Annotated in this window: 19 protein-coding genes; 4 read left to right on the top strand and 15 right to left on the bottom strand. The window is 68.5% G+C overall.

Annotated elements, in window-relative coordinates; all coding sequences use genetic code 11:
- The first annotated feature begins 8 nt into the window (after positions 1-8).
- Complete coding sequence (gene ffh / locus AC1RLW_RS28795; RefSeq protein ID WP_487848071.1) at positions 9-1397, top strand: signal recognition particle protein; 1389 nt, start codon at positions 9-11, stop codon at positions 1395-1397.
- Between the two features lie 74 nt (positions 1398-1471).
- Here ffh and AC1RLW_RS28800 read toward each other — a convergent pair whose 3' ends face one another.
- The 9 genes from AC1RLW_RS28800 to AC1RLW_RS28840 form a co-directional block, all read right to left on the bottom strand.
- Positions 1472-2611, bottom strand: a complete 1140-nt coding sequence (locus AC1RLW_RS28800) for an AAA family ATPase (RefSeq protein ID WP_493195954.1) — start codon at positions 2609-2611, stop codon at positions 1472-1474.
- On the bottom strand, positions 2608-3513 hold the full coding sequence (locus AC1RLW_RS28805; RefSeq protein WP_493195955.1) for an RNA ligase family protein: 906 nt from the start codon (positions 3511-3513) through the stop codon (positions 2608-2610). The genes AC1RLW_RS28800 and AC1RLW_RS28805 overlap by 4 nt, the downstream gene beginning before the upstream one ends.
- A gap of 304 nt (positions 3514-3817) precedes the next feature.
- On the bottom strand, positions 3818-5833 hold the full coding sequence (gene mdoH, locus AC1RLW_RS28810) for a glucans biosynthesis glucosyltransferase MdoH (protein ID WP_493195956.1): 2016 nt from the start codon (positions 5831-5833) through the stop codon (positions 3818-3820).
- Positions 5834-5841: 8 nt separating this feature from the next.
- Positions 5842-6042, bottom strand: a complete 201-nt coding sequence (locus AC1RLW_RS28815) for a hypothetical protein (RefSeq protein WP_082818265.1) — start codon at positions 6040-6042, stop codon at positions 5842-5844.
- A 193-nt stretch (positions 6043-6235) separates the two neighbouring features.
- Positions 6236-7624 carry a sigma 54-interacting transcriptional regulator gene (locus AC1RLW_RS28820; protein WP_159278538.1) on the bottom strand — a complete coding sequence of 463 codons (1389 nt, stop codon included), beginning with the start codon at positions 7622-7624 and terminating at the stop codon, positions 6236-6238.
- On the bottom strand, positions 7621-8232 hold the full coding sequence (locus AC1RLW_RS28825; protein ID WP_493195957.1) for a hypothetical protein: 612 nt from the start codon (positions 8230-8232) through the stop codon (positions 7621-7623). The genes AC1RLW_RS28820 and AC1RLW_RS28825 overlap by 4 nt, the downstream gene beginning before the upstream one ends.
- An 84-nt stretch (positions 8233-8316) precedes the next feature.
- Positions 8317-9744, bottom strand: coding sequence for a sensor histidine kinase (locus tag AC1RLW_RS28830; RefSeq protein WP_307695573.1), 1428 nt, complete (start codon positions 9742-9744; stop codon positions 8317-8319).
- Positions 9744-11102 (bottom strand): tRNA (N6-isopentenyl adenosine(37)-C2)-methylthiotransferase MiaB, encoded by a 1359-nt coding sequence (gene miaB / locus AC1RLW_RS28835; RefSeq protein ID WP_493195958.1) that lies wholly within the window; start codon positions 11100-11102, stop codon positions 9744-9746. The genes AC1RLW_RS28830 and miaB overlap by 1 nt, the downstream gene beginning before the upstream one ends.
- A gap of 89 nt (positions 11103-11191) precedes the next feature.
- Positions 11192-11650 carry a hypothetical protein gene (locus AC1RLW_RS28840; RefSeq protein WP_493195959.1) on the bottom strand — a complete coding sequence of 153 codons (459 nt, stop codon included), beginning with the start codon at positions 11648-11650 and terminating at the stop codon, positions 11192-11194.
- Between the two features lie 253 nt (positions 11651-11903).
- On the opposite strand from AC1RLW_RS28840, the gene AC1RLW_RS28845 reads away from it, so the two are divergent.
- Both AC1RLW_RS28845 and AC1RLW_RS28850 read left to right on the top strand, forming a co-directional pair.
- Complete coding sequence (locus tag AC1RLW_RS28845) at positions 11904-13049, top strand: efflux RND transporter periplasmic adaptor subunit (protein ID WP_493195973.1); 1146 nt, start codon at positions 11904-11906, stop codon at positions 13047-13049.
- Positions 13046-16207 (top strand): efflux RND transporter permease subunit, encoded by a 3162-nt coding sequence (locus AC1RLW_RS28850; protein WP_493195961.1) that lies wholly within the window; start codon positions 13046-13048, stop codon positions 16205-16207. Before AC1RLW_RS28845 ends, AC1RLW_RS28850 begins: the two co-directional genes overlap by 4 nt.
- Positions 16208-16471: 264 nt before the next feature.
- Here AC1RLW_RS28850 and AC1RLW_RS28855 read toward each other — a convergent pair whose 3' ends face one another.
- The 6 genes from AC1RLW_RS28855 to AC1RLW_RS28880 form a co-directional block, all read right to left on the bottom strand.
- On the bottom strand, positions 16472-17164 hold the full coding sequence (locus AC1RLW_RS28855) for a Crp/Fnr family transcriptional regulator (RefSeq protein ID WP_493195962.1): 693 nt from the start codon (positions 17162-17164) through the stop codon (positions 16472-16474).
- Positions 17165-17209: 45 nt separating this feature from the next.
- Entirely contained in the window at positions 17210-17860 is a 651-nt protein-coding gene (locus AC1RLW_RS28860; RefSeq protein WP_492731874.1) for a histidine phosphatase family protein, read from the bottom strand.
- A gap of 22 nt (positions 17861-17882) precedes the next feature.
- The gene (locus AC1RLW_RS28865; RefSeq protein WP_390346616.1) at positions 17883-18479 is read right to left on the bottom strand and encodes a DUF4136 domain-containing protein; all 597 of its coding nucleotides are present in this window, start codon (positions 18477-18479) and stop codon (positions 17883-17885) included.
- Positions 18480-18553: 74 nt separating this feature from the next.
- Positions 18554-19483, bottom strand: a complete 930-nt coding sequence (gene ttcA, locus AC1RLW_RS28870) for a tRNA 2-thiocytidine(32) synthetase TtcA (protein ID WP_487848062.1) — start codon at positions 19481-19483, stop codon at positions 18554-18556.
- 51 nt (positions 19484-19534) lie between these two features.
- The gene (locus AC1RLW_RS28875; RefSeq protein WP_056576172.1) at positions 19535-19912 is read right to left on the bottom strand and encodes a dihydroneopterin aldolase; all 378 of its coding nucleotides are present in this window, start codon (positions 19910-19912) and stop codon (positions 19535-19537) included.
- Positions 19913-19926: 14 nt separating this feature from the next.
- Complete coding sequence (locus AC1RLW_RS28880) at positions 19927-20712, bottom strand: SDR family oxidoreductase (RefSeq protein WP_139703037.1); 786 nt, start codon at positions 20710-20712, stop codon at positions 19927-19929.
- Positions 20713-20754: 42 nt separating this feature from the next.
- Between AC1RLW_RS28880 and AC1RLW_RS28885 the strand changes: the two genes are divergently transcribed.
- On the top strand, positions 20755-21867 hold the full coding sequence (locus AC1RLW_RS28885; protein ID WP_095747436.1) for a class I SAM-dependent methyltransferase: 1113 nt from the start codon (positions 20755-20757) through the stop codon (positions 21865-21867).
- Positions 21868-21946: the final 79 nt, after the last annotated feature.

The raw sequence follows: 21946 nt of genomic DNA on the forward strand, positions 1-21946 counted from the left end.
TTTCCTTCATGGCCACCGCCCTCACCGAAAAGTTCTCCCGCCTCGTCAAGACGATGAGCGGCCAGGCGCGCATCACCGAAAGCAACGTGCAGGACATGCTGCGCGAGGTGCGCATGGCGCTGCTGGAGGCCGACGTGGCGCTGCCCGTGGTGCGCGACTTCGTCGCGCGCGTGAAGGAGAAGGCGCTCGGCCAGGAAGTGCTGGGCTCGCTCAAGCCGGGCCAGGCGCTGGTGGGCATCGTCAACCGCGAACTCGCCGCCACCATGGGCGAGGGCGTGTCGGACATCAACCTCGCGGCCCAGCCGCCCGCGGTGATCCTCATGGCCGGCCTGCAGGGCGCCGGCAAGACCACCACCACCGCCAAGCTGGCCAAGCACTTGATCGAGAAGCGCAAGAAGAAGGTGCTCACGGTGTCGGGCGACGTGTACCGCCCGGCCGCCATCGAGCAGCTCAAGACCGTCACCAAGCAGGCCGGCGCCGAGTGGTTCCCGAGCACGCCCGACCAGAAGCCGCTGGACATCGCGCGCGCCGCGCTCGACCACGCCAGGCGCCACTACTTCGACGTGCTGCTGGTCGACACGGCCGGCCGCCTCGCGATCGACGAAGTGCTGATGACCGAAATCAAGCAGCTGCACGCCGAGCTCGACCCGGTTGAAACCCTGTTCGTGGTCGATGCCATGCAGGGCCAGGACGCGATCAACACCGCCAAGGCCTTCAAGGAAGCGCTGCCCCTCACCGGCATCATCCTGACCAAGACCGACGGCGATTCGCGCGGCGGCGCGGCGCTGTCGGTGCGCCAAGTGACGGGCGTGCCGATCAAGTTCGCCGGCGTGAGCGAGAAGATCGACGGCCTCGAGGTGTTCGACGCCGAGCGCCACGCGGGCCGCATCCTGGGCATGGGCGACATCGTCGCGCTGGTCGAGCAGGTCACGGCCGGCGTCGACGTGGCGGCGGCGCAGAAGCTGGCCGCCAAGGTCAAGAGCGGCGCGGGCTTCGACCTGAACGACTTCCTCGGCCAGCTGCAGCAGATGAAGCAGATGGGCGGCCTCTCCAGCCTGATGGACAAGCTGCCGCAGCAGATGGCCGCCAAGGCCACCGAGGCCGACATGACGCGCGCCGAACGCGACATCCGCCGCAAGGAAGGCATCATCCAGAGCATGACGCCGCTGGAGCGCCGCAAGCCCGAGCTGCTCAAGGCCACGCGCAAGCGCCGCATCGCGGCCGGCGCGGGCGTGCAGGTTCAGGAAGTGAACCGCCTGCTCAACGAGTTCGAGCAGATGCAGGGCATGATGAAGAAGATGAAGGGCGGCGGCCTCATGAAGATGATGAAGAAGATGGGCGGCATGAAGGGCATGGGCGGGATGGGTGGGGCCGGCGGGCCGAAGCTGCCGTTCTGAGCCGCACACACATATATATAGACACATGGACAGAAGCCCGCCGGGGGATGCCCCGGCGGGCTTCGTCGTTTTCTTCAGGTCTGCACGTCGTAGACCGTGTCGTGTGCTTCGACGGGCGCCGGCAGCTCCCAGCGGTGCAGCATCTTCTCGATGCCCGCGTTCGACAGCGTCGTGTCGCGCTCGCGGTTGCGGCGCATCAGCTCGGCATGCGGCACTTCCAGGTACACGAGCTCGGTCTGCGCGTGGTACGCCCAGAGCAGGTCCAGTGTCTTGGTGCGCATCTGCTGGCTCAGATGCGTGGCGTTCCAGACGAAGCGCTCCCGCTTGCGCAGCAGCGCCTTCGCCTGGTCGACCGCGTGGTGCGCGGCCAGGCCATCGTTCTCGCCGTGCCTGAGGCCCAGCTCGGCGCGCGCGTCGTCGAAGGAAACCACCGGCCAGCCCTTGCGGTGCTGCGCCACCCAGTGGTTCTTGCCGCTCGCGGGCAGGCCGCACATCACCGTGACCCGCGATCCCGGCGTCTGGAACAGCGGGTAGTCGGGGCTGGTGTCGGCGCCGCGGAAGTAGGCCAGGCGCGTGTGCGCGTCGGCCATCTGGCGCGGGCCCTCCCAGCAGCCTTCTTCCTGTGCCAGCTGCTCGAAGAGCGCGATGTCGGCCAGGCTGTCGGCGCGCTTCTCGTAGTGGCGCCCCCGCATGTCGCAGCGCGCCACGCAGCACAGGTCGGGCAGGCTCAGCTCCCACGAGAGCTTGTGCACCAGCCACTCGGGCCGCACGCCCTTGCGCGAGGCGAAGGCATGGAACGGCACCTGGTGCACGGCGATGATCCGGCACACGGCCTCGCGCAACGCGAAGGGCGCGCGGGCCTTCCACATCAGCACGCGCACGTCGACCGAGCCGCGGCGTGAATGGCCGGGCTGGCCGATGCGGCCGCTGGCTTCGTCGATCACGGTGGTGTCGGGCTTGGCGATGTCATGCAGCAGGCAGGCCATGAACAGCACGAAGCGACCTTCGGCGTCGGCGCGCTGGAAGTGCGCGTCGGCCAGGAGCGCGTCGAGCACCATGCGCGTGTGGAGGCCGACGTTGCCTTCGGCGTGGTAGTACGGGTCTTGCGGCGTCTCTTCGAGGCGCAACAGGGCCGGCAGCAGGTCGCAGCACTGCGCCCAGTCGCAGCCCTGCGAGGGCTTTGGCACCAGTGCGCGCAAATCGTCATAGGTCATCGCGGCCTCCTTGCGTTGGTTGCCAGGTCGGTGGGGTCGCGCAGCGTGCGCAGCCCCAGGTCGTGCCAGTTCACTGGCGGCGTCGGTGCGTAGAGGTCCACGCCCGGCGCCAGCTGGTTGGGCAGCACCGGCCGGCGGCTGTGGTGCGAGCCCGAGTCGAGGATGGTCTGCACGAAGTCCGGTCGCACCCACTTGTAGCGGCCCGTCACCTGGCCACCCGACTCGGTCTTGAGGTACAGGCCCTCGGCGAGGTCGGACAGGTCGGTTTGCTGGCGCACCAGGTCGAGCGGCTGGCCCTCGTGCCGCACGGCCTGCTCGAAGGCGGGCTTCCAGTCGGTGCTGCGTGCGAGCGACGGCTGCACGAGCGAACGCAATGCCTTCGCGCTGCGCGGCATCTCGCCCTCGTACAGCACGGGCACCGACAGCACCGGCCCCCCGGCCAGCAGCGCATGCCGCGCGTAGGTCGACAGGAAGCACTGCGCCTGCCGGTCGTAGAGGTCGAACTCCAGGAAGAAGGCCGGCAGCCGGTCGTACCAGCAGCTGTGCTTGGCAAAGCACCACTCGCCGTACATCACGTAGCGGTCTTCGAGCTGTTCGAGCAGCGCCGCTTCATGGGCGGCGGCCCAGTGCTTGAACAGGTTGAACTGCCGCTCGCCGGCACCGCCTGCGAGGTAGTGGCCACGCGATTGCAGCAGCAATTCGCCTGCCGAGGTGAACGACACGGCGGCATTCGCGCCATCGAGCTTTTCCTCGATGACCACATGCAAGCCGTGCAGCGCAGACAACGGTGTCTGGCCGTCGTCGGTATCGCCGGCCTGCAGCCGCGAGCCTTCCAGGTGCGCCGTACGTGGGTACTTGAGCAGCGGGATCGACGAAAGAGAAAGAGAAGAAGGGGGAAACACGTTGGTTCTCCAGATGCAAATCAGGAAAGACCGACAACGTGCGGGAGCGAAGCTGGAAGAGAGATCGACTCGGCAGCCGCGGTGGGCCGTGCCTGGTCAGTGTGGGAACGCAGCTTGGCGCCCGACATGACCAGCGAGTGGTGTTGTCGGCGTCAGAGGGTGATGACGGCGAATCGGGGCACTTGGCGCTCCAGGGGATCGATGAGATCCGTAGGTTGAAAAAAGAAGGCGCGATTCTAGCCACGCGCCATGAAAAAAGCCGACCCTGAGGTCGGCTTCTTGTGAGTGCTGTGTCTTCAGCGCATCAGGCGGCTGCCAATGCCGGGCGCGCCAGGCGCAGCGCATGCATCCAGGCGCGGCGCAGCACGGCGGGCGAGCGCGATTCCTCGGGAATCAGCAGGAAGCCGCGGTCGCGCAGCGTGGTGCCCAGCGCGATCTGGCTGGTCAGCACGGTCAGCGGAATGGCCAGCAGCAGCGGCAGGCCGACGGGCATGAGCCAGATCAGCGCGCTCGGGTCGATCATGGCGACGCCGACGGCCAGCATGGCGATCACCAGCGTCATGGGGGCCAGCTGCGAGGCAGCGACCTTCCACGGCACGGCGGCGGCTTCACGCGGGGGCGACTTCCAGTCGAGCTTGATGCCGGTGAGGGCGACCAGCACGAACAGCGAGTGGGCCAGCATGCGCACCGGGGCCTGCACGATGGCCAGGCCGGCTTCGAGCACCGAGCTCTTCACCAGGCCCCACACACCGCCGTACTGGCGTTGCTCGCCGCGCATCAGCACGGCGGCGATGCCCAGCACGCGCGGCAGGAACAGCAGGCACAGGGTCCAGACCCACAGGCCGGCCAGCTCGGCGGGCAGCACGTTCCAGCTCGACACGAGGCTCGAGCCGCTCAGCCACAGGGCAGTGCCCAGCGTCAGGAAGGCGAGCCACAGCGGGGCCGAGACATACGCCATGGTGCCGGTCACGAACATCGCGCGGTGCACCGGGTGGATGCCGGGCTCGGCCATCAGGCGGGCGTTCTGCAGGTTGCCCTGGCACCAGCGGCGGTCACGTTGCAGCTCGGCCAGCAGGTCCGGCGGTTGCTGTTCGTAGCTGCCGACCAGGTCGGACACCAGCCACACGTGGTAGCCGGCGCGGCGCATCAGCGCGGCTTCGACGAAGTCGTGCGACATGATGCCGCCCGACATGCCGCCGGTGCCCTTGATCGGGGCCAGCGCGCAGTGCTTCATGAAGGCTTCGACGCGGATGATCGCGTTGTGGCCCCAATAGTGCGACTCGCCGAGCTGCCAGAACTGCATGCCCAGCGTGAACAGGCGACCCGTCACGCGCGAAGCGAACTGCTGGGCGCGGGCGTGCAGCGTGACGTGGCCGATGGCCTGCGTCGCGGTCTGGATGATGCCGGCGGTGGGGTTGGCTTCCATCAGCTTGACCATCGAGGCCAGGCAGTCGCCGCTCATCACGGAGTCGGCGTCGAGCACGACCATGTAGCGGTAGTCCTTGCCCCAGCGGCGGCAGAAGTCGGCCACGTTGCCGGCCTTGCGGTGCGTGCGGCGGGTGCGAAGGCGGTAGTACACCTCGACCTGCGGCTGGTTCGGGCTCTCGGCCAGCGCGGCGCGCAGGTCTTCCCAGGCGGCGCGCTCGGCGGCAGCGGTCTCGGGGTTGTAGCTGTCGGACAGCACGAACACGTCGAACTGCTTGGCGTGGCCGGTGGAGGCGACCGATTCGCAGGTGGCGCGCAGGCCCGCGAACACCGTGGCAACGTCTTCGTTGCAGATCGGCATGATGATCGCGGTGCGTGCCTCGGGGTTCATCGGGTGGTGGGCCACCTGTTTCGCCGAGAGGGCGTGCTTGTCACCGCGCACGGAGACATAGAAGCCCATGAGCGCGGTCACGAAACCGGTCACGACCCAGCCCGAGAGCAGGCCGTACAGGCCGATCTGGCCGTATTCGAGCCAGACGTTGTCGTAGTCGGGTTGCACGCTGGCGAACAGCGACGACGCGATCACGGTGCTCAGCAGCGTGAGCAGCATGAAGGCGAGGCGGCGCTGGCCGGCGGCGCGTTCCCAGGCCTGCGGGGCCGGGGTGGCTTGCTTGGCGGCGGGGGCGCTGTCGGCGTTGCGGCCGGCGCCCAGGCGCACGAGCAGCGTGGTGCCGAGGCTGTTCCAGAAACCACGCCAGGGGCGCGGTGCCATGGAACCGCGGTTCAGCGGCGGTGCGGTGACGGCGTTGGGGTGGCGTTCCTCGCGCAGCGCGCTGCGGCGTGCGAAATCGGATTCGGCGAGGACGTTGAGGTGGGAGAAGTCGTTCGGCTTCATCGGTTCATTCACCAACGTTGCTTGTCGAGGGGGGTGTCGCCAATGGCCGGAAGGCGCTTGAAGACGCAATCCGTGGCGGCGCCGCCGACGCCGGAGAGCGCGGTCAGCGAATGGCCCGCGGCACGGGGCCGCGAGGAGGAAAACTGCTTTTGACGCAGGCCGTCGCGCTGCGGACGCAGTGCGAAAGATGGGCTGGTAAGTGCTGTCATGCCAGTACAGGGGCAAACCCTGTGCCAGCCTGGAAAAACGCTTTCAAATCAACGACTTGGCGCGTTCCGAAACCGTTTTCCGTGGGGGAGGGGCCTGCCGGGCCCCCGAAACCCCCGTTTTTGTCGCCGAATCCCGACAAGCCGGGGAGGCCCTCGGGAAACAGCCTTTCAAATCAACGACTTAGGCCTGTCGCTACTCGGCGACAGGGTCGCCACCGGGAGCGACAACGTCGGCCTTGAAGTTGCCCGGGGTGAGTTCGTGCTTCTGCAGCAGGCGGTAGAACTCGGTGCGGTTGCGGTCGGCCAGGCGGGCCGCGTCGGCCACGTTGCCGTCGGTCAGCTTGAGCAGGCCGACGAGGTAGTCGCGCTCGAAACGCTGCTTGGCCTCGGCGTAGGTGAGCACCTCCACGCTCGGCACGCGCAGCGCGCGCTGCACCAGCGCCAGCGGGATCAGCGGCGAGCCCGACAGCGCGCAGACCTGCTCCACCACGTTGTAGAGCTGGCGCACGTTGCCCGGCCACGCGGCGGTAGTGAGCGCCTTCAGCGCCTCGGGCGCGAAGCCCGACAGCCGCTTGCCGTACTTGGTCGACAGCTTCTGCAGGAAGTGGTTGGCCAACAGCGGAATGTCCTCGCGCCGCGCCGACAGCGGCGGCAGCGTGAGCGTCACCACGTTCAGGCGGTAATAGAGGTCTTCGCGGAACTGGCCGGCTTCCATCGCGGCGTCGAGGTCGCGGTGGGTGGCCGAGACGATGCGCACGTCGACCTCGATCGACTGGCTCGCGCCCAGCGGGCGCACCGCGCGCTCCTGTAGCACGCGCAGCAGCTTGACCTGCAGCGCGGGCGGCATGTCCCCGATTTCGTCGAGCAGCAGCGTGCCGCCGTCGGCCTGCTGGAACAGGCCCTTGTGGTTCGCGTGGGCGTCGGTGAAGGCGCCCTTCATGTGGCCGAACAGCTCGGATTCGAGCAACGCTTCGGGAATGGCGCCGCAATTGACCGCCACGAAGGGCTTGTCGGCGCGCGCGCTGGCCTTGTGGATGGCGCGCGCCAGCAGTTCCTTGCCGGCGCCGGAGTCGCCGCGCAGCAGCACGGAGGCGTCCGACTTGGCGACCATGCGCGCCTCGGCCAGCAGCTCGGCCATGCGGTTGCTGCGGCTCACGATTTCCGAGCGCCAGCTGTCGTCGCCGGTCTTGCTGGGCGTGGTGGTGGGCGCACCGAGCGCCAGCGCCTGCGAGATCTTCTCGAGCAGTTCGCGCGCGTCGTAGGGCTTGGTGAGGTAGGTGAACACGCCGCGCGCCGTGGCCTCGACCGCGTCGGGAATGGTGCCGTGCGCCGTCAGCAGGATCACCGGCAGCGTCGGGTGGCGCTTGCGGATCTCGTCGAACAGCTGCAGGCCGTCGCGCCCGGGCAGGCGCACGTCGCTGAGCACCAGCTGCGGGTGCTCGATCTCGAGCTGGGTGAGCGCGGTCTCGGCCGAGGTGACGGCCGTGACCTGGTAGCCCGCCGACACCAGCCGCATCGAGAGCAGCCGCAGCATGTCCGGGTCGTCGTCGACCACGAGGAGGCGGGCACCAGCTGTACTCATGGGTTGGATCTGCTTCCGTTGGAGGATGGCGTGGGGGCCGGCGTGTTCGGCCGGGCGAAGCTGCGCTCGATGGCGCGCAGCGCCTCGATGCGCTCGTTGAGCTGGTCGATGCGGCGCTGGCTGTCGCGCAGCTGCTGCACCTGCTTGTCGCGGTCGTCCTCGACGCGGCGCTGCTCGACATAGCGCGCCGCCAGCGCCCGTGCGAGCGGATGCAGCGGCTGCGCCTCGGGCGCGGGGTTGGCGATCACACGCTGCAGCAGGCCCAGTGCGCGCGCCAGGTCGGCGGGCACGCGGGTCTGCGCGAGCAGGAGCGCGAGCTGCATCTGCGCCGCGGGCGTTTCGCCCTGTTCGCTGACGCGCGCAATTTCGGCGCTCAGGTCGGCGCCGCCCAGCGGGCGCACCTTGTCGGCATAGGCCAGCATGGTTGCGACGGGGCCCTGCGTGAGCTGCGTGAAGAGCGAGGCCGGCTGCGTGGCCGGCGCGCGGGGCTCGGCCTCGACCGGCACGACGCGCGGCGCGGCCACGGGCGGCGGCAGCGCGTCGGCTTCGGCCGGCGGCTTGGGCTGGGAGGCGCAGGCCGCCAGCAGCAGGGCGCATGGCACGGCCATGGCCCCGGCGAAGGTGGATCTGCGGACGAACGAAAGGAACATGGGTCGAAAAGGCGCGGGGCGGTGTGGGTGGGGTGTCCGGGGTCAGGTCGTGCGCGGCAGTTCGATGCGAAAGCGTGCACCGGGGCCGTCCGGCAGCAGGGCGATGCGGCCCCCATGGGCTGCAATGTACTCCTGCACGATGGAAAGTCCGATGCCGGTGCCTTTCACCGTGTGCTCGGGCTGGCGCTCGCCGCGGAAGAAGGGTTCGAAGATGCGGTCGCGGTCGTTCACGGCGATGCCGGGGCCGGCGTCGCACACGTCGATGTGCACCGCCTCGGGCGTGCCCGACACGGCCAGCGTGATGACGCCGCCGGCGGCCGAGAAGCGGATCGCGTTCGACAGCAGGTTGGCGATGGCGGTGCCGAGCTTGGTGCGATCGACCGTGAGGGCGATCGGCTCGCCCTCGGCGCGCACGCGCAGGCCGTGCGCCTGCCACTGCAGGCGCTGGGCCTCGATCTGCTCCTCGATCAGCGGCAGCAGCTCGGTGCGCTCGCGGCGCAGCTCGCGCGCCTCGAAGGCGGCGGCGTTGAAGCGCAGCAGCGCCTCGATCTGGTTCTGCAGCGACACGGTGTTCTGCTGCAGGATCTGCGCGACCTCGAGCTGGGCCGGGTTCAGCGGGCCGGTCACGCCGTCCTCGAGCAGCGACACGCCTTCGCGCAGCGCCGCCAGCGGCGTCTTCAGCTCGTGCGACACATGGCGCAGAAAGCGCGCCTTGTCGGCGTCGAGCTCGGTCAGGCGCAGGCGCAGCCATTCGAGCTGCTGCGACACGCGCCGCACGTCGGCCGGGCCGCGGATGTCGATCGGCTCGTCGAGCCGGTTCTGGCCCAGCCCGACGATGGCATTCTCGAGCCGCTTGAAGGGGCGCGCCAGCCAGATGCCGAAGGCCAGCGCCAGCGACACGGCCAGCACGCTGGCGGCCACCACCTCGCGCATCAGCCGGCGGCGCGCGTTCTCGATGCGCTTGGCCAGCGCGTCGTTCTGCGTTTCGATCAGGAACTGCGCCTGCTGGGCGAGGTTGGTGTTCAGGGCGTCGAGTTCGCGGAACTGCATCGCCATCGTGCTTTCGCGCGCCAGGGCGCTGTCGGGGCTGCCGCCGAGCAGGCCTTCGATCACGCCGAGTTGGCTGCGCCACATGTCGATGCCGGCGGCCGGCAGGCCGTTGCGTTCCAGGCGCTCCAGCACCTGGTGGGCTTCGCGCGCTGCTTCGTCGAAGCGGCGGCGCAGCACGGCGTCGTTGAGCACCAGCGACTGGCGTCCCGCGCGTTCCATGGCCGCGCTGCGCTCGGCCAGCGACTGCGAGGCGCCCGACAGGCGCAGCGCGCGCGCGGCGGCGTCGCGGCTTTGCGTGACGAGCGCGTCGTACTGCAGCACCGAGCGCAGCGCCACGCCCACCAGCAGCGCGGTGATCAGCAAGAAGGCAAACAGCAGGAGCTGCTGGAACGAGCCCCGGACGGATGGACGTTTCGCCATCAGTGGGCGAGCGCCGTGGCGGCAGCCAGGCCCGATTCGCGCGTGACCACCTCGCCGCGCAGCGTGTACGCCAGCGAGCGGGTGATGCGCAGGTCGGCCATCTGGCCCACGAGGCGGGCGTCGCCTTCGAAGTTGACGACGCGGTTGCAGGCGGTGCGGCCCATGAGTTCGTTCGCGTCCTTGCGCGAGGCGCCCTCGACCAGCACGCGCTGCGTGCTGCCCACGAGTGCATCGCCGAAGCGGCGCACGTTGCCGTCGATCACGCGCTGCAGCGTCTGCAGGCGCGCCAGCTTCACTTCGTGCGGCGTGTCGTCCTGTAGCGCGGCGGCGGGCGTGCCGGGGCGCGGGCTGAAGATGAAGCTGAAGCTGTTGTCGAACTGGCAGTCGTCGATGAGCTTCATCATCTTGTCGAAGTCGGCGTCGGTCTCGCCGGGGAAGCCGACGATGAAGTCGCTGGAAAGCGCGAGCTCGGGGCGGATGGCGCGCAGCTTGCGCACCGTGCTCTTGTATTCCATGGCCGTGTAGCCGCGCTTCATGGCCATGAGGATGCGATCGCTGCCGTGCTGCACCGGCAGGTGCAAATGCGAGACGAGCTGCGGCACCTTGGCGTAGGCCTCGATGAGCCGGGGCGTGAACTCGTTCGGGTGGCTGGTGGTGTAGCGGATGCGCTCGATGCCGGGGATCTCGGCGACGTATTCGATCAGCAGCGCGAAGTCGGCGATTTCGGCCGTGTCGCCCATCTTGCCGCGGTAGGCGTTCACGTTCTGGCCCAGCAGCGTGATCTCGCGCACGCCCTGGTCGGCCAGGCCGGCAATTTCGACCAGCACGTCGTCCAGCGGGCGGTTCACTTCCTCGCCGCGGGTGTAGGGCACCACGCAGTAGCTGCAGTACTTGGAGCAGCCTTCCATGATCGACACGAAGGCCGTGGCGCCTTCGACGCGCGCGGGCGGCAGGTGGTCGAACTTCTCGATCTCGGGGAAGCTGATGTCCACCTGCGGGCGGTCCAGGCGCTCGCGGTCGTTCAGCATCTCGGGCAGGCGGTGCAGCGTCTGCGGGCCGAACACGATGTCGACGTAGGGTGCGCGCGCGATGATGGCCTGGCCTTCCTGGCTCGCCACGCAGCCGCCCACGCCGATCTTCACGCCCTTGGCCTTCAGGTGCTTCACGCGGCCGAGGTCGGAGAACACCTTCTCCTGCGCCTTCTCGCGCACCGAGCAGGTGTTGAACAGGATGAGGTCGGCCTCGTCCACGTTCTGCGTGGGTTCGTAGCCCTGTGCGGCGTGGAGCACGTCGGCCATCTTGTCCGAGTCGTACTCGTTCATCTGGCAGCCGAAGGTCTTGATGAATACTTTTTTCATGGGGAGCTCTCTGTGCCCTTCGCAAAGAGGAAGGGCTGCGAGGCGCGCGTGGCGCCCGCGGATTTTTGCTTGCTTGCGGCCCTGCCGCGTTACTGCGTGTTCAGCGTGTCGTTCGAGGTGAACGGCCAGATGTTCAGGAACGGCTTGTTCAGCGATTCGCGGCTGGCCATGGCCTCGTCGGGCGTCAGGATCCAGACCTCGCGCAGCAGCCCGGCGGCGTCGCGCGTGTAGTTCACGAGGTACTTCTGGCCGACGATCGCGCCGGGCATCACCAGCATGTTCTGCGGGCTGCGGATGCGCGCGCCGGCGCCCAGGCGGTCGGCCCGGCCGTCGAGTTCGACGTCGGGGGCGCTGGTCACCATGAACTTGCCGCGCAGCGTGCCGATCGGGAAGTTGCGCCCGCCATTGAGCGACTCGTTCTGGGTCTGCGGACGGGGCACTTCGTCCTGGGCGCTGGCGTGGAGGGAGAAAAGACCTGCGGCGCCGGCAAGGGCTGCGCAAAGGGCGAGGGAGGTGAGTGTTTTCGTGGGTGTCTTGCAGCGGTTCATGGGGTATATCCAGAGGCTGTGGACCGGCGATTTTAGCGAGGGGGTGTTTTCCCTCATACCGGGTGCAGCGGGTGGTGCGGGGGCTTTGCGTCGGCCTGCTTTACATTTCTTTACGGCGCCCGTGAACACCGTGCGTCGGCCACTGCTCCAATAGCTGCTGTCAGCCCAAAGTGCACAAGAACCCATGAAGAAATCTGCCGCCTTCGCCCTCGCGGGCGTGTTGATCGTAGCCGTCGCAGGCGGCTGGTGGCGCATGTCGGGCGATCGGCCGGCCGCAAAAGATGCCAAGTCCGCGAACGCCGGGCCTCCCGCTGCGCTGGTCACGCTGGCCACGGCCGAGAAGCAGGACGTTCCGGTCACGGTGCAGGTCAACGGCAGCGTGGTTTCGCTCAACAGCGTCGACCTGCGCCCGCAGGTCACCAACACCGTGAGCGCGGTGCACGTCAAGGAAGGCCAGTTCGTGAAAGCGGGGCAGCTGCTCTTCACGCTGGACGACCGCAACGACCAGGCCAACCTGGCCCGTGCCCGGGCCCAGCAGCAGAAGGACGAGGCCACCATGGCCGACCTGGAGCGCCAGTACAAGCGCAGCCAGGACCTGGTGGCACAGAACTTCATTGCCAAGAGCGCGGCCGACGCCACGCTGTCGCAGCTCCAGGCGCAGCGCGCCGCCGTCGCGGCCGACCGCGCCGCCGTGCAGTCGGCGCAGGTGGCGCTGGGCTACGCCACGCTGCGCGCGCCCATCGCGGGGCGCATCGGCGCCGTCAACATCTACCCGGGCACGCTGGTGCAGCCCACGCTGTCGCTGGTCACCATCACCCAGCTCGACCCCATCGCCGTGAGCTTCCCGGTGCCCGAAGGCAACCTGCAGGACCTGCTGGCCGCGGCGCGCACGCGCGCCAAGGTCGAGGCGCTGGTCACGGGCCGCCGCGAGCCGCTGTTCGGCACGCTCGACTTCGTCGACAACACGGTCGACCCGCAGATCGGCACCGTGCGCGCCAAGGCCGTGTTCGCCAACGCCGACCAGAGCCTGTGGCCCGGCCAGTTCGTCAACACGCGCATCAAGGTGCGCATGCTCAACGGCGTCTCCGTGGTGCCGGCCGCGGCGCTCATGATGCTGTCCGACGGCGCCACGCTGTACGTGGTCGATGCCGAGCGCAACGCGGCACGTCGCCAGGTCAAGGTGCTCCACACCTTCGGCACCAAGGTGGCCGTGAGCGGCGTGACGCCTGGCGAGCAGGTCGTGATCGAAGGCAGCCAGAACGTGCGCCCGGGTGGCAAGGTGCGCATCGACGTGAAGGCGCCGGCCGGACCGGGCGGGGCACCCGCCAACGGCACCACGGGCGTCACGCCCGGCAGCGCCGCTTCGTCGGATGTTCAGCCGGCACGAGAACGCGCATGAACATTTCAGAGCTCTGCATCCGCCGTCCGGCGATGACGGTGCTGCTGTCGGCGGCCGTCGTGGTCATCGGCATCTTTGCGTACTTCAGCATCCCGGTGGCGGCGCTGCCCAGCTACAACACGCCGGTCATCAACGTCAACGCGCAGCTGCCGGGCGCCAGCCCCGACACCATGGCGAGTTCGGTCGCGCTGCCGCTCGAAAAGCAGTTCTCGACCATCCCCGGCCTGCAGACCATCAGCTCGGTGAACACGCAGGGCGTGACCTCGCTCACGCTCGAATTCGTCAGCAGCCGCGACATCGACGCCGCCGCGGTCGACGTGCAGGCCGCGCTGCTGCGCGCCCAGCGCCAGCTGCCGCAAGAACTGACGCAGCTGCCTTCGTACCGCAAGGTGAACCCGGCCGACGCGCCGGTGCTGTTCATCGCGCTGATCTCGCCGTCGATGAACCCCTCGGAGCTCAACGACTACGCCGAGAACCTCATTTCGCCCACGCTCTCGACCATCGACGGCGTGGCGCAGGTGGGCGTGTACGGGCGCAAGGCCTTCGCGGTGCGCATCAAGGCCAACGCCGACCTGCTCAACGCGCGCAACATCACGCTCGACGAGCTGGCCAAGGCGGTGAACTCGGCCAACGCCAACACCCCGGTCGGCACGCTCGACGGCCCGCGCCAGACGCTCACCATCCAGGCCAACCGCCAGCTCATGAAGGCGGCCGACTTCGCCAAGCTGATCATCGCGCAGCGCAACGGCGCGCCGGTGCGGCTGGACGAAGTGGCCACGCTCGAAGACAGCTTCGAGTCGGTCAAGACCGCCAGCAGCTTCAACGGGCAAGACTCCATCTCGCTGGCCGTGCAGCGCCAGCCCAACGCCAACACCGTGCAGGTGGTGGACGCGGTGCGCGCGCTCATCCCGCGCTTCAAGGCCGAGCTGCCGCAGTCGGTCGAGATCCACATGGTCAACGACCGCTCGCTCTCGATCCGCGAGGCGGTGCACGACGTGCAGCTCACCTTGCTGGGCACCATCGCGCTGGTGGTGCTGGTGATCTTCCTGTTCTTGCACCGGTTGGTGGCCACGCTGATCCCGGCGGCCACCATCCCGATCTCGCTGATCGGCGCCGTGGCGCTGCTGTACGCCTTCGGCTACAGCCTGGATAACGTGTCGTTGCTGGGCATCACGCTGGCCGTGGGCCTGGTGGTGGACGACGCCATCGTGGTGCTCGAGAACATCATGCGCTACGTCGAGAAGGGCATGGAGCCGATGGCCGCCGCGCTGCGCGGTGCGCGCGAGGTGGGCTTCACCATCGTGTCGATCTCGATCTCGCTGGTGGCCGTGTTCATCCCGATCTTCTTCATGCCGGGCGTGATCGGCCTGCTGTTCCACGAGTTCGCCGTGGTGGTGGCGCTGGCCGTGCTGGTGTCGGCCGTGGTGTCGCTCACGCTCGTGCCCATGCTCGCGAGCCGGCTGCTCAAGCACGTGCCGCGCAAGGCCGGCGCGCTGGACCACGAAGAAGAGCACCCCGAGCCCGGCACCGCCATCGGCCGTGCCTTCGAGCGCGGCTACCGCGCGGTGCACGGCGGCTACATGCGCACGCTCGACTGGACGCTCGGGCACCGCGCGCTGATGCTGGTCATGGCGGGGCTGACCTTCGTGGTCACGGCCTGGCTCTTCATCAGCATTCCCAAGGGCTTCTTCCCCGAGGAAGACATCGGCCAGATCCAGATCACCACCGAGGCGGCTGAGGACATTTCGTTCACCGCCATGAAGGCGCTGCAGGACCGCGTGGCCGCCGCGCTCAAGGCCGACCCGAGCGTGGACTACGTGAGCTCCTTCGTCGGCGTGGGCGGCCCGACCGCCACGCAGAACTCGGGCCGGCTGTTCGCGGTGCTCAAACCGCGCAGCGAGCGCCCCAAGATGGCCAAGGTGCTCGAGTCGCTGCGCCAGCGCTTCCGCGAGATCCCTGGCATTGCCGTGTACATGCAGCCGGTGCAGAACCTGCGCCTGGGCGGGCGCCAGAGCAAGGCGCGCTTCCAGTACACGCTGCAGAGCGTCAACGCCGGCGAGATGGTGCCGTGGTCGACCAGGCTCATGGAGCGCATGCGCGCCGACCCCGACTTCCGCGACGTGACCAGCGACTCGCAGAACCGCGGCCTGCAGGCCACGCTGGAGATCGACCGCGACAAGGCCGGCGTGCTCGGCGTGGCCGTGGGCGACCTGCGCACCGCGCTGTACAACGCGTACGGCGACCGCCAGATCGGCAGCATCTACGGCGCCAGCAACACCTACCAGGTGATCCTGTCGGCGGCCGACAGCGACCGCCAGTTCGAGGAAGACGTGGCGCGCCTGTCGGTGCGCAGCACCACCGGCAAGCTGGTGCCGCTGTCGGCCTTCTCGACCGTCAAGCGCACCGTGGGGCCGACCTCGGTCAACCACCAGGGCCAGCTGCAGGCGGTGACGGTGTCGTTCAACCTCGGCCCCGACGTGCCGCTGGGCAACGCGACCGCGAAGATCGACCGCTTCAAGGACGAGCTGAAGATGCCGCAGTCGATCATCACGACCTACGGCGGCGATGCGGCGGTGTTCCAGAGTTCGCAGGGCAGCCAGGCCGTGCTGCTGGTGCTCGCGGTGCTGGTCATCTACGTGCTGCTGGGCGTGCTGTACGAGAGCTACATCCACCCCCTCACCATCCTGGCGGGCCTGCCTTCGGCGGCGGTGGGGGCGCTCATCTCGCTGAAGCTCTTCGGCTTCGACCTCACGCTGATCGCGACCATCGGCATCCTGCTGCTGATCGGCATCGTGAAGAAGAACGCGATCATGATGATCGACTTCGCGCTCGACGCGCAGCGCACCGAAGGCATGAAGCCGGTCGACGCGATCCGCGAGGCCTGCCGGCTGCGCTTCCGCCCGATCCTCATGACCACGCTGGCCGCGCTGATGGGCGCGCTGCCGCTCGCGCTGGGCCTGGGTGCCGGCGCCGAGCTGCGTCAGCCGCTGGGCGTGGCGGTGGTGGGCGGGTTGATCTTCTCGCAGGTGATCACGCTGTACATCACGCCCGCGATCTACCTCGCGCTCGACCGCTACAGCGGCAGCGGGCCGATGGTGGAGCTGCCGGGCGAGGCGAAGGCCGAGGCTGCGGCGGGGCACGCGGCCTCGCACGCTTGACGGCGGTTCAAATCACACGCCTGACGGCGATTCAAAAGATGCCGGATGGCCATGAGCGTGAGCCACCCGGCCAGGAAGGACTTGTGCAGTCCCGCGTTGCGCCACACCCGGACCATCGCCCATTGAAGGCGCTCCGGCCTCTCTCCTCAGCGGCTCTCTCCATTCCCTCCGCCGCTGCTCTTCCCATGTGTGTGACGGGATGAATGATCGCGAGGGGGAGAGGGTGTCGACGGTATCCAGCGATACAGGAAGCGGGCTTTTTCCTTACGGTGTCGCGTCGCGGAAACGATGCAGGGCCGGCGCATTCGGAATGCTGACCTGCCGCGCCCGCGTTTCAATGAGCCCTTCTCTCGCCAGCGCATTCAACGTGCGCGTGACGGTGACACGGCTCAAGGCCGTCATGGCGCCGATCTGCTCGTGCGTCAGATCCACGGTGAGTTGTTTCGGTGCCTGCGCCGATGGCGGGCGTGCCACCCGCAGCAGCAAGTCGATGACCCGCTCCTTGGGCGCCGCCGAGGCCACCCCGGCCAGCTTGGCGACGATCATGTGGTTCTTGAAGCCGAGCAGCTGGATCAACGAGGTCGCGAGTTCGGGCAGCGTCGAGAACTGCTGCGCGACATCCGCCGGGCGGTAGCGGCTGAGGAGGGCCGGCGCGACCGCCCGGGTCGTCGTGGGCCGGGGGCTGTCGGCAAACGCCGGGCCTTCGCCGAAGATCGCGCCCGGCCCGAAGATCTCGAGCAGGAACTCCGCGCCGTTGCTTCGGTGGATCGTGGAATGCACGAAGCCCGATCGCAAGAGATAGAAGTAGTCGTGCCGTTCGCCTTCGCGCGCAATGGTGTCGCCGGCCTCCAGGGTGACGAAGCTTCCCAGGTGCGTGGCGTCGATCCACGGCGCAGACAGCGACTGGGAGGCGTCCCAGCTGGCGTAGGCCGAGGGCGTGGGATTCGTTCTTTTCATGGGAGCGTCTTGCCCGGGGCGAAGAAAGGCAAGCGGCTCACCCCTCTAGGTCGTGGTCTCGTCCAGCGGCGTGTCCGTCGCCAGGTGCGCGATGTCGCTCCAGCCGACGAGGCTGAAGCCCTCGGGCGTCCACAGCATGCGGTTGATGGCCGCGTTGCCGAGCTGCCAGGTGCGCGGCGCCTGCAGCTCCTGGCGCGTGGCAGCGCGGTAGAGCACGTCCATCACGCCGCCGTGGGCCACCAGCACCACCAGCTGGCCCGGGTGGCGCGCGGCGATGGCCGAGGCGGTGCCTGTCACGCGGTCGCGAAAGGTCAGCAGGCTCTCGCCGCCGCCTTCGGGCTCGAACTCGGGGTCGCGCTCGCGCCAGCGGCGGGCGTCCTCGGGCAGCGTGGCCTCGATCTCGGCGAAGCTCATGCCCTCGAAGCGGCCGAAGGCGCGCTCGCGCAGGCCCAGGTCGGGCTGCACGGCGAGGCCGTGGGGCTCGGCGATGGCCTGGGCGGTCTGCCAGGCGCGCGAGAGGTCGCTGGCGTAGACCGCCGCGATCGGCTCGTCCGCCAGCGCCTGTCCGGCGCGCTGCGCCTGCCAGAGGCCGGTGGCATTGAGGCCGATGTCGAGGTGGCCCTGGATGCGGGTGTCGACGTTCCAGGCGGTTTCGCCGTGGCGCACGGCGATCAGGCGGGTGAGATTGGCTTCCATCCGTCCGAATTCTAGAAGTGCATCATTTTTTGGCAGCCGGCGTGAGCTCGATGTTCACGCGGCGCTCGCCCGGCGGCGGGTTCGGAAAGCCCTGCAGCGCGGCCTCGAACATCACCGGCAGGATCGCCGCGCTCGAGCTGTAGGGGCCGTCGTTGCGCGCGCGGGTCTCGTACACCACGCGGTGGCTGCCGCCCGCCTCGCGCAGCACGAGGCTCACCTCGCGCTGGTACCAGGGGTTGGCCGGCGGCGTGAACATCGGGCCGCCGTACCAGCCGCTGCCATACCAGCGGTGGCCGTAGTAGCCGCCATAGCCGTAGCCCCAGGGGCCGGGCCCGTACAGCCACGGATCGGCCCAGGGCGACAGCGCCGCCGTGACGCGCGCGCCGATCTGCGCGGTGTACTGCGGCCTTGTGTCGTCGCGGCGCAGGCCGACCTTGTCGAGCGCGGCCGCGGCCATGGCCTCCAGGCCTTCCTGGCGCGCCGTGTCGGCCTGCTGCGAAGGCAGGCGCTCGAAGCGGTAGGTGGCGCCGGGTGGCACGGTCGTGCCCGGCGTGGCAAAGCTCTTGACGTTGCTGTCGACCACCCAGGAGGTGGCGCAGCCGCTCAGGGTTGCTACCAAAAATAGAGCTGAAAACGCACGATACATAAGGGTCTCCGGGCCTTAGGCCCTCAAAGTCCCCTGGGTTGCCCGAGTCAGCCCTGGACGATGCGCAGGGCGGAGGGTGCCTGGGAGAGCAGGTCGAAAGCGGGCGTGTCGAAGGCCTTGTCGCCGTTCTCGTCGGCCACGCCCGTCGCCTTCAGACCCTGGAAGTCGTGCAGCGTTCCGTCCAGCAGGTGCGAAGGCACGACGTTCTGCAGCGCGGTGAACATGTTTTCCACGCGGCCGGGGTACTTCTTGTCCCACTCGCGCAGCATCTCGCCGACCTGCTTGCGCTGCAGGTTCTCCTGGCTGCCGCACAGCGTGCAGGGAATGATCGGGAACTCGCGGTGCTGCGCCCAGCGCACCGTGTCCTTTTCGGCCACGTAGGCCAGCGGACGGATCACGATGTGCTTGCCGTCGTCGCTCACCAGCTTGGGCGGCATGCTCTTGAGCTTGCCGCCGAAGAACATGTTGAGGAAGAAGGTCTGCAGCATGTCGTCGCGGTGGTGGCCCAGCGCGACCTTGGTGGCGCCCAGCTCGTCGGCCACGCGGTACAGGATGCCGCGGCGCAGCCGGCTGCACAGGCCGCAGGTGGTCTTGCCCTCGGGGATCACGCGCTTGACGATGCTGTAGGTGTCCTGGTTCTCGATGTGGAAGTCCACGCCGAGCTCGCTCAGGTACTTGGGCAGCACCTCTTCCGGGAAGCCGGGCTGCTTCTGGTCGAGGTTGACCGCGACGATGTCGAAGTGGATGGGCGCGCGCGCCTTCATCTTGAGCAGGATGTCGAGCAGCGCGTAGCTGTCTTTTCCGCCCGAGACGCACACCATGACCTTGTCGCCCTCTTCGATCATGTTGTAGTCGACGATGGCCTGGCCGACCTGGCGGCACAGGCGCTTCTCGAGCTTGTGCGTCTCGCGTTCGATCTTCAGCGAGTTGGAGGGCGCACCGGCTTCGGGCGTATCGTCGATCCAGACGGCGTTCATTGGGGGGCTACTTCGGGCAAATCGGGGGAAAGACCCCGATTTTGCCTTGGATCACCATTCCCCGGCTTCGATGCGGATGGCGACTTCGCAGTCGTCGAAGATTTCGAGCTTGGCGATCTTCACGCGCACGCCCCGCACGCCGGGCAGTTGCAGCAGGCGCTGCGCGAGCTTGCCGATCAGGCTTTCGAGCAGGTTGACGTGCTCGGCGGTGCACTCGTCGATGATGATGCGGCGCACCTTGCGGTAGTCCAGCACGTGGAAGATGTCGTCGTCCTGCGGCAGCAGCGGCTGCGGGCCGAGGTTGAGTTCGGCGTCCACCAGGATCGGCTGCGGCGCGGTCTTTTCCTGCTCGAGGATGCCCAGGTTGGCGTCGAAGCGCAGGCCCTGGAGGGTGAGTGTCTGGTGGCCGTGCGGTGTGTTCGTGGACATGGTGGTGGTGCTCGTCACATGAGCGAGAAGTCGCGCTCGAATTTCATGAGGTGCTGGCCGCCGTCGACGAGCAGCGTGGTGCCGGTGATCGAGCTGTTTTCCAGCGCGAACTTCACGGTGGCGGCCACGTCTTCCGATGTGGACGAGCGGCCCAGCGGCGACAGCTTGTGCAGCTGCGCGAACTTGTCGTCGTCGAGCATGTGGCTCGCCAGCGTGAGGCCGGGCGCCACGCCCACCACGCGCACGCGCGGTGCCAGCGCCAGCGCCAGCATGGGGGTGGCGGCTTCGAGTGCGGCCTTGGAGAGCGTGTAGCTCAGGAAGTCGGGGTTCGGGTTCCACAGCTTCTGGTCGAGCAGGTGCACCACGGCACCGCCCTGCGCGTCGCGCCGGGCCAGGTGGTCGTGCAGCGCCTGCGCCAGCAGGATGGCCGCGCCGGTGTTGCTGCGCGCGTGGCGCTCCATGAGCGCGTAGCTGAAGCTGGCGGCGTCGTCGTGCTCGAAGAGGGCGGCGCTGTGCACCACGGCATCCACGGCACGAAAGCGCGCCGCCACGCGCGGCAGCAGGGCGCGGGTGGCCTGCTCGTCGGCCAGGTCGGCCTCGAACAGGGCCGAGTCGCCCGAGCGCGCGGCGCAGTCGGCCACGGTCTGCTCGGCCTCGGCCCGCGAGCTGCGGTAGTGCACCGCCACCTGCCAGCCGCCCGCCGCGAGCGCCAGCGCGATCTCGCGACCCAGCCGGCGGCCCGCGCCCGTGACGAGGACGGTGCGGCGGCGATCGGGGGAGGAGGGTGGGATGGCGCTCATTCGGAGGAAGAAGACAGAAGACAGGAAGAGGACAATGGCGCCGTGACGACGCCAACGACAAACAGTTTACCCATCGCCCTCGACCATCTGATTGCCCGCTCCGTCGAGCGCGCGGGCGGATGGATCGGCTTCGACCGCTTCATGGCCCTGGCCCTGTATGCGCCGGGGCTGGGCTACTACGCCAACACCTCGGCCAAGTTCGGCCACATGCCCTCGTCCGGCAGCGACTTCGTGACCGCGCCCGAGCTGACGCCGATGTTCGGCCACACGCTCGCGGTGCAGGTGCTCGAGGCGCTGGAGAAGACGGGCACCGACACGGTGTGGGAGTTCGGCGCGGGCTCGGGGGCGCTGGCGGTGCAGCTGCTGCATGCGCTGGGCGAGATGGGGCGCGGCGACGTGCGCTACCGCATCGTGGATCTGTCGGGCACCTTGCGTGAGCGGCAGCAGCAGGCGCTGGCGGGGTATGCGGGGCGGGTCGAATGGCTGGGGGAGCTGCCTGAATCCATGCAGGGTGTGGTGGTCGGCAATGAAGTGCTCGATGCGATGCCGGTGCAGTTGCTGGCGCGGGTGAAGGGGGCTTGGTTCGAGCGGGGGGTGGTGAGGAATCCGGCGGGGGATGGGTGGACGTGGGCGGACCGGGCTACCGAGTTGAGGCCGCCGGTCGAGGTGCCTGGGGTGCATGACTACCTCACGGAAGTGCATCCGCAGGCGCAGGCGTTCATTGCGACGTTGGCGGATCGGCTCGAGAAGGGCGCTGCGTTTCTCATCGACTATGGGTTTCCCGAGGGGGAGTACTACCACCCGCAGCGGCACATGGGGACGGTGATGTGCCATCGGGGGCACCAGGCGGATGGCGATCCTCTGTCGGAGGTGGGGTACAAGGACATCACGGCGCATGTGGACTTCACGGGGATTGCGGTGGCGGGGCAGGAGGCGGGGCTTGCTGTTCTTGGCTATACGAGTCAGGCGCGGTTTCTTCTGAACTGCGGGATCTTGGGGCGGATGGAGCGGGGGACTGTGGCGCAGCGGGGGATGGCGGCTCGGTTGATTCATGAGCATGAGATGGGGGAGTTGTTCAAGGTGGTGGGGTTTGCTGTCGGTGAGCCTTGGGACGCTGTGGGGTTCTCTGAAGGGGATCGGAGTCACACGCTCTGAGGGTTTGCTTCCCGGGGCCGGGAGTTCCGCCCGGCGGCGGACTCACTTTCTTTTGCTTCGCCAAAAGAAAGTAAGCAAA

It is taken from the genome of Variovorax sp. GW822-FHT04A09 (assembly GCF_058801005.1).

Bases quoted from the DNA above. Each gene is read 5' to 3' on its own strand.
- ffh (WP_487848071.1), top strand. From the start codon at position 9: ATGGCCACCGCCCTCACCGAAAAGTTCTCCCGCCTCGTCAAGACGATG.
- AC1RLW_RS28800 (WP_493195954.1), bottom strand. From the start codon at position 2,611: ATGACCTATGACGATTTGCGCGCACTGGTGCCAAAGCCCTCGCAGGGC.
- mdoH (WP_493195956.1), bottom strand. From the start codon at position 5,833: ATGAAGCCGAACGACTTCTCCCACCTCAACGTCCTCGCCGAATCCGAT.
- AC1RLW_RS28815 (WP_082818265.1), bottom strand. From the start codon at position 6,042: ATGACAGCACTTACCAGCCCATCTTTCGCACTGCGTCCGCAGCGCGAC.
- AC1RLW_RS28820 (WP_159278538.1), bottom strand. From the start codon at position 7,624: ATGAGTACAGCTGGTGCCCGCCTCCTCGTGGTCGACGACGACCCGGAC.
- AC1RLW_RS28825 (WP_493195957.1), bottom strand. From the start codon at position 8,232: ATGGCCGTGCCATGCGCCCTGCTGCTGGCGGCCTGCGCCTCCCAGCCC.
- AC1RLW_RS28830 (WP_307695573.1), bottom strand. From the start codon at position 9,744: ATGGCGAAACGTCCATCCGTCCGGGGCTCGTTCCAGCAGCTCCTGCTG.
- miaB (WP_493195958.1), bottom strand. From the start codon at position 11,102: ATGAAAAAAGTATTCATCAAGACCTTCGGCTGCCAGATGAACGAGTAC.
- AC1RLW_RS28840 (WP_493195959.1), bottom strand. From the start codon at position 11,650: ATGAACCGCTGCAAGACACCCACGAAAACACTCACCTCCCTCGCCCTT.
- AC1RLW_RS28845 (WP_493195973.1), top strand. From the start codon at position 11,904: ATGTCGGGCGATCGGCCGGCCGCAAAAGATGCCAAGTCCGCGAACGCC.
- AC1RLW_RS28850 (WP_493195961.1), top strand. From the start codon at position 13,046: ATGAACATTTCAGAGCTCTGCATCCGCCGTCCGGCGATGACGGTGCTG.
- AC1RLW_RS28855 (WP_493195962.1), bottom strand. From the start codon at position 17,164: ATGAAAAGAACGAATCCCACGCCCTCGGCCTACGCCAGCTGGGACGCC.
- AC1RLW_RS28860 (WP_492731874.1), bottom strand. From the start codon at position 17,860: ATGGAAGCCAATCTCACCCGCCTGATCGCCGTGCGCCACGGCGAAACC.
- ttcA (WP_487848062.1), bottom strand. From the start codon at position 19,483: ATGAACGCCGTCTGGATCGACGATACGCCCGAAGCCGGTGCGCCCTCC.
- AC1RLW_RS28875 (WP_056576172.1), bottom strand. From the start codon at position 19,912: ATGTCCACGAACACACCGCACGGCCACCAGACACTCACCCTCCAGGGC.
- AC1RLW_RS28880 (WP_139703037.1), bottom strand. From the start codon at position 20,712: ATGAGCGCCATCCCACCCTCCTCCCCCGATCGCCGCCGCACCGTCCTC.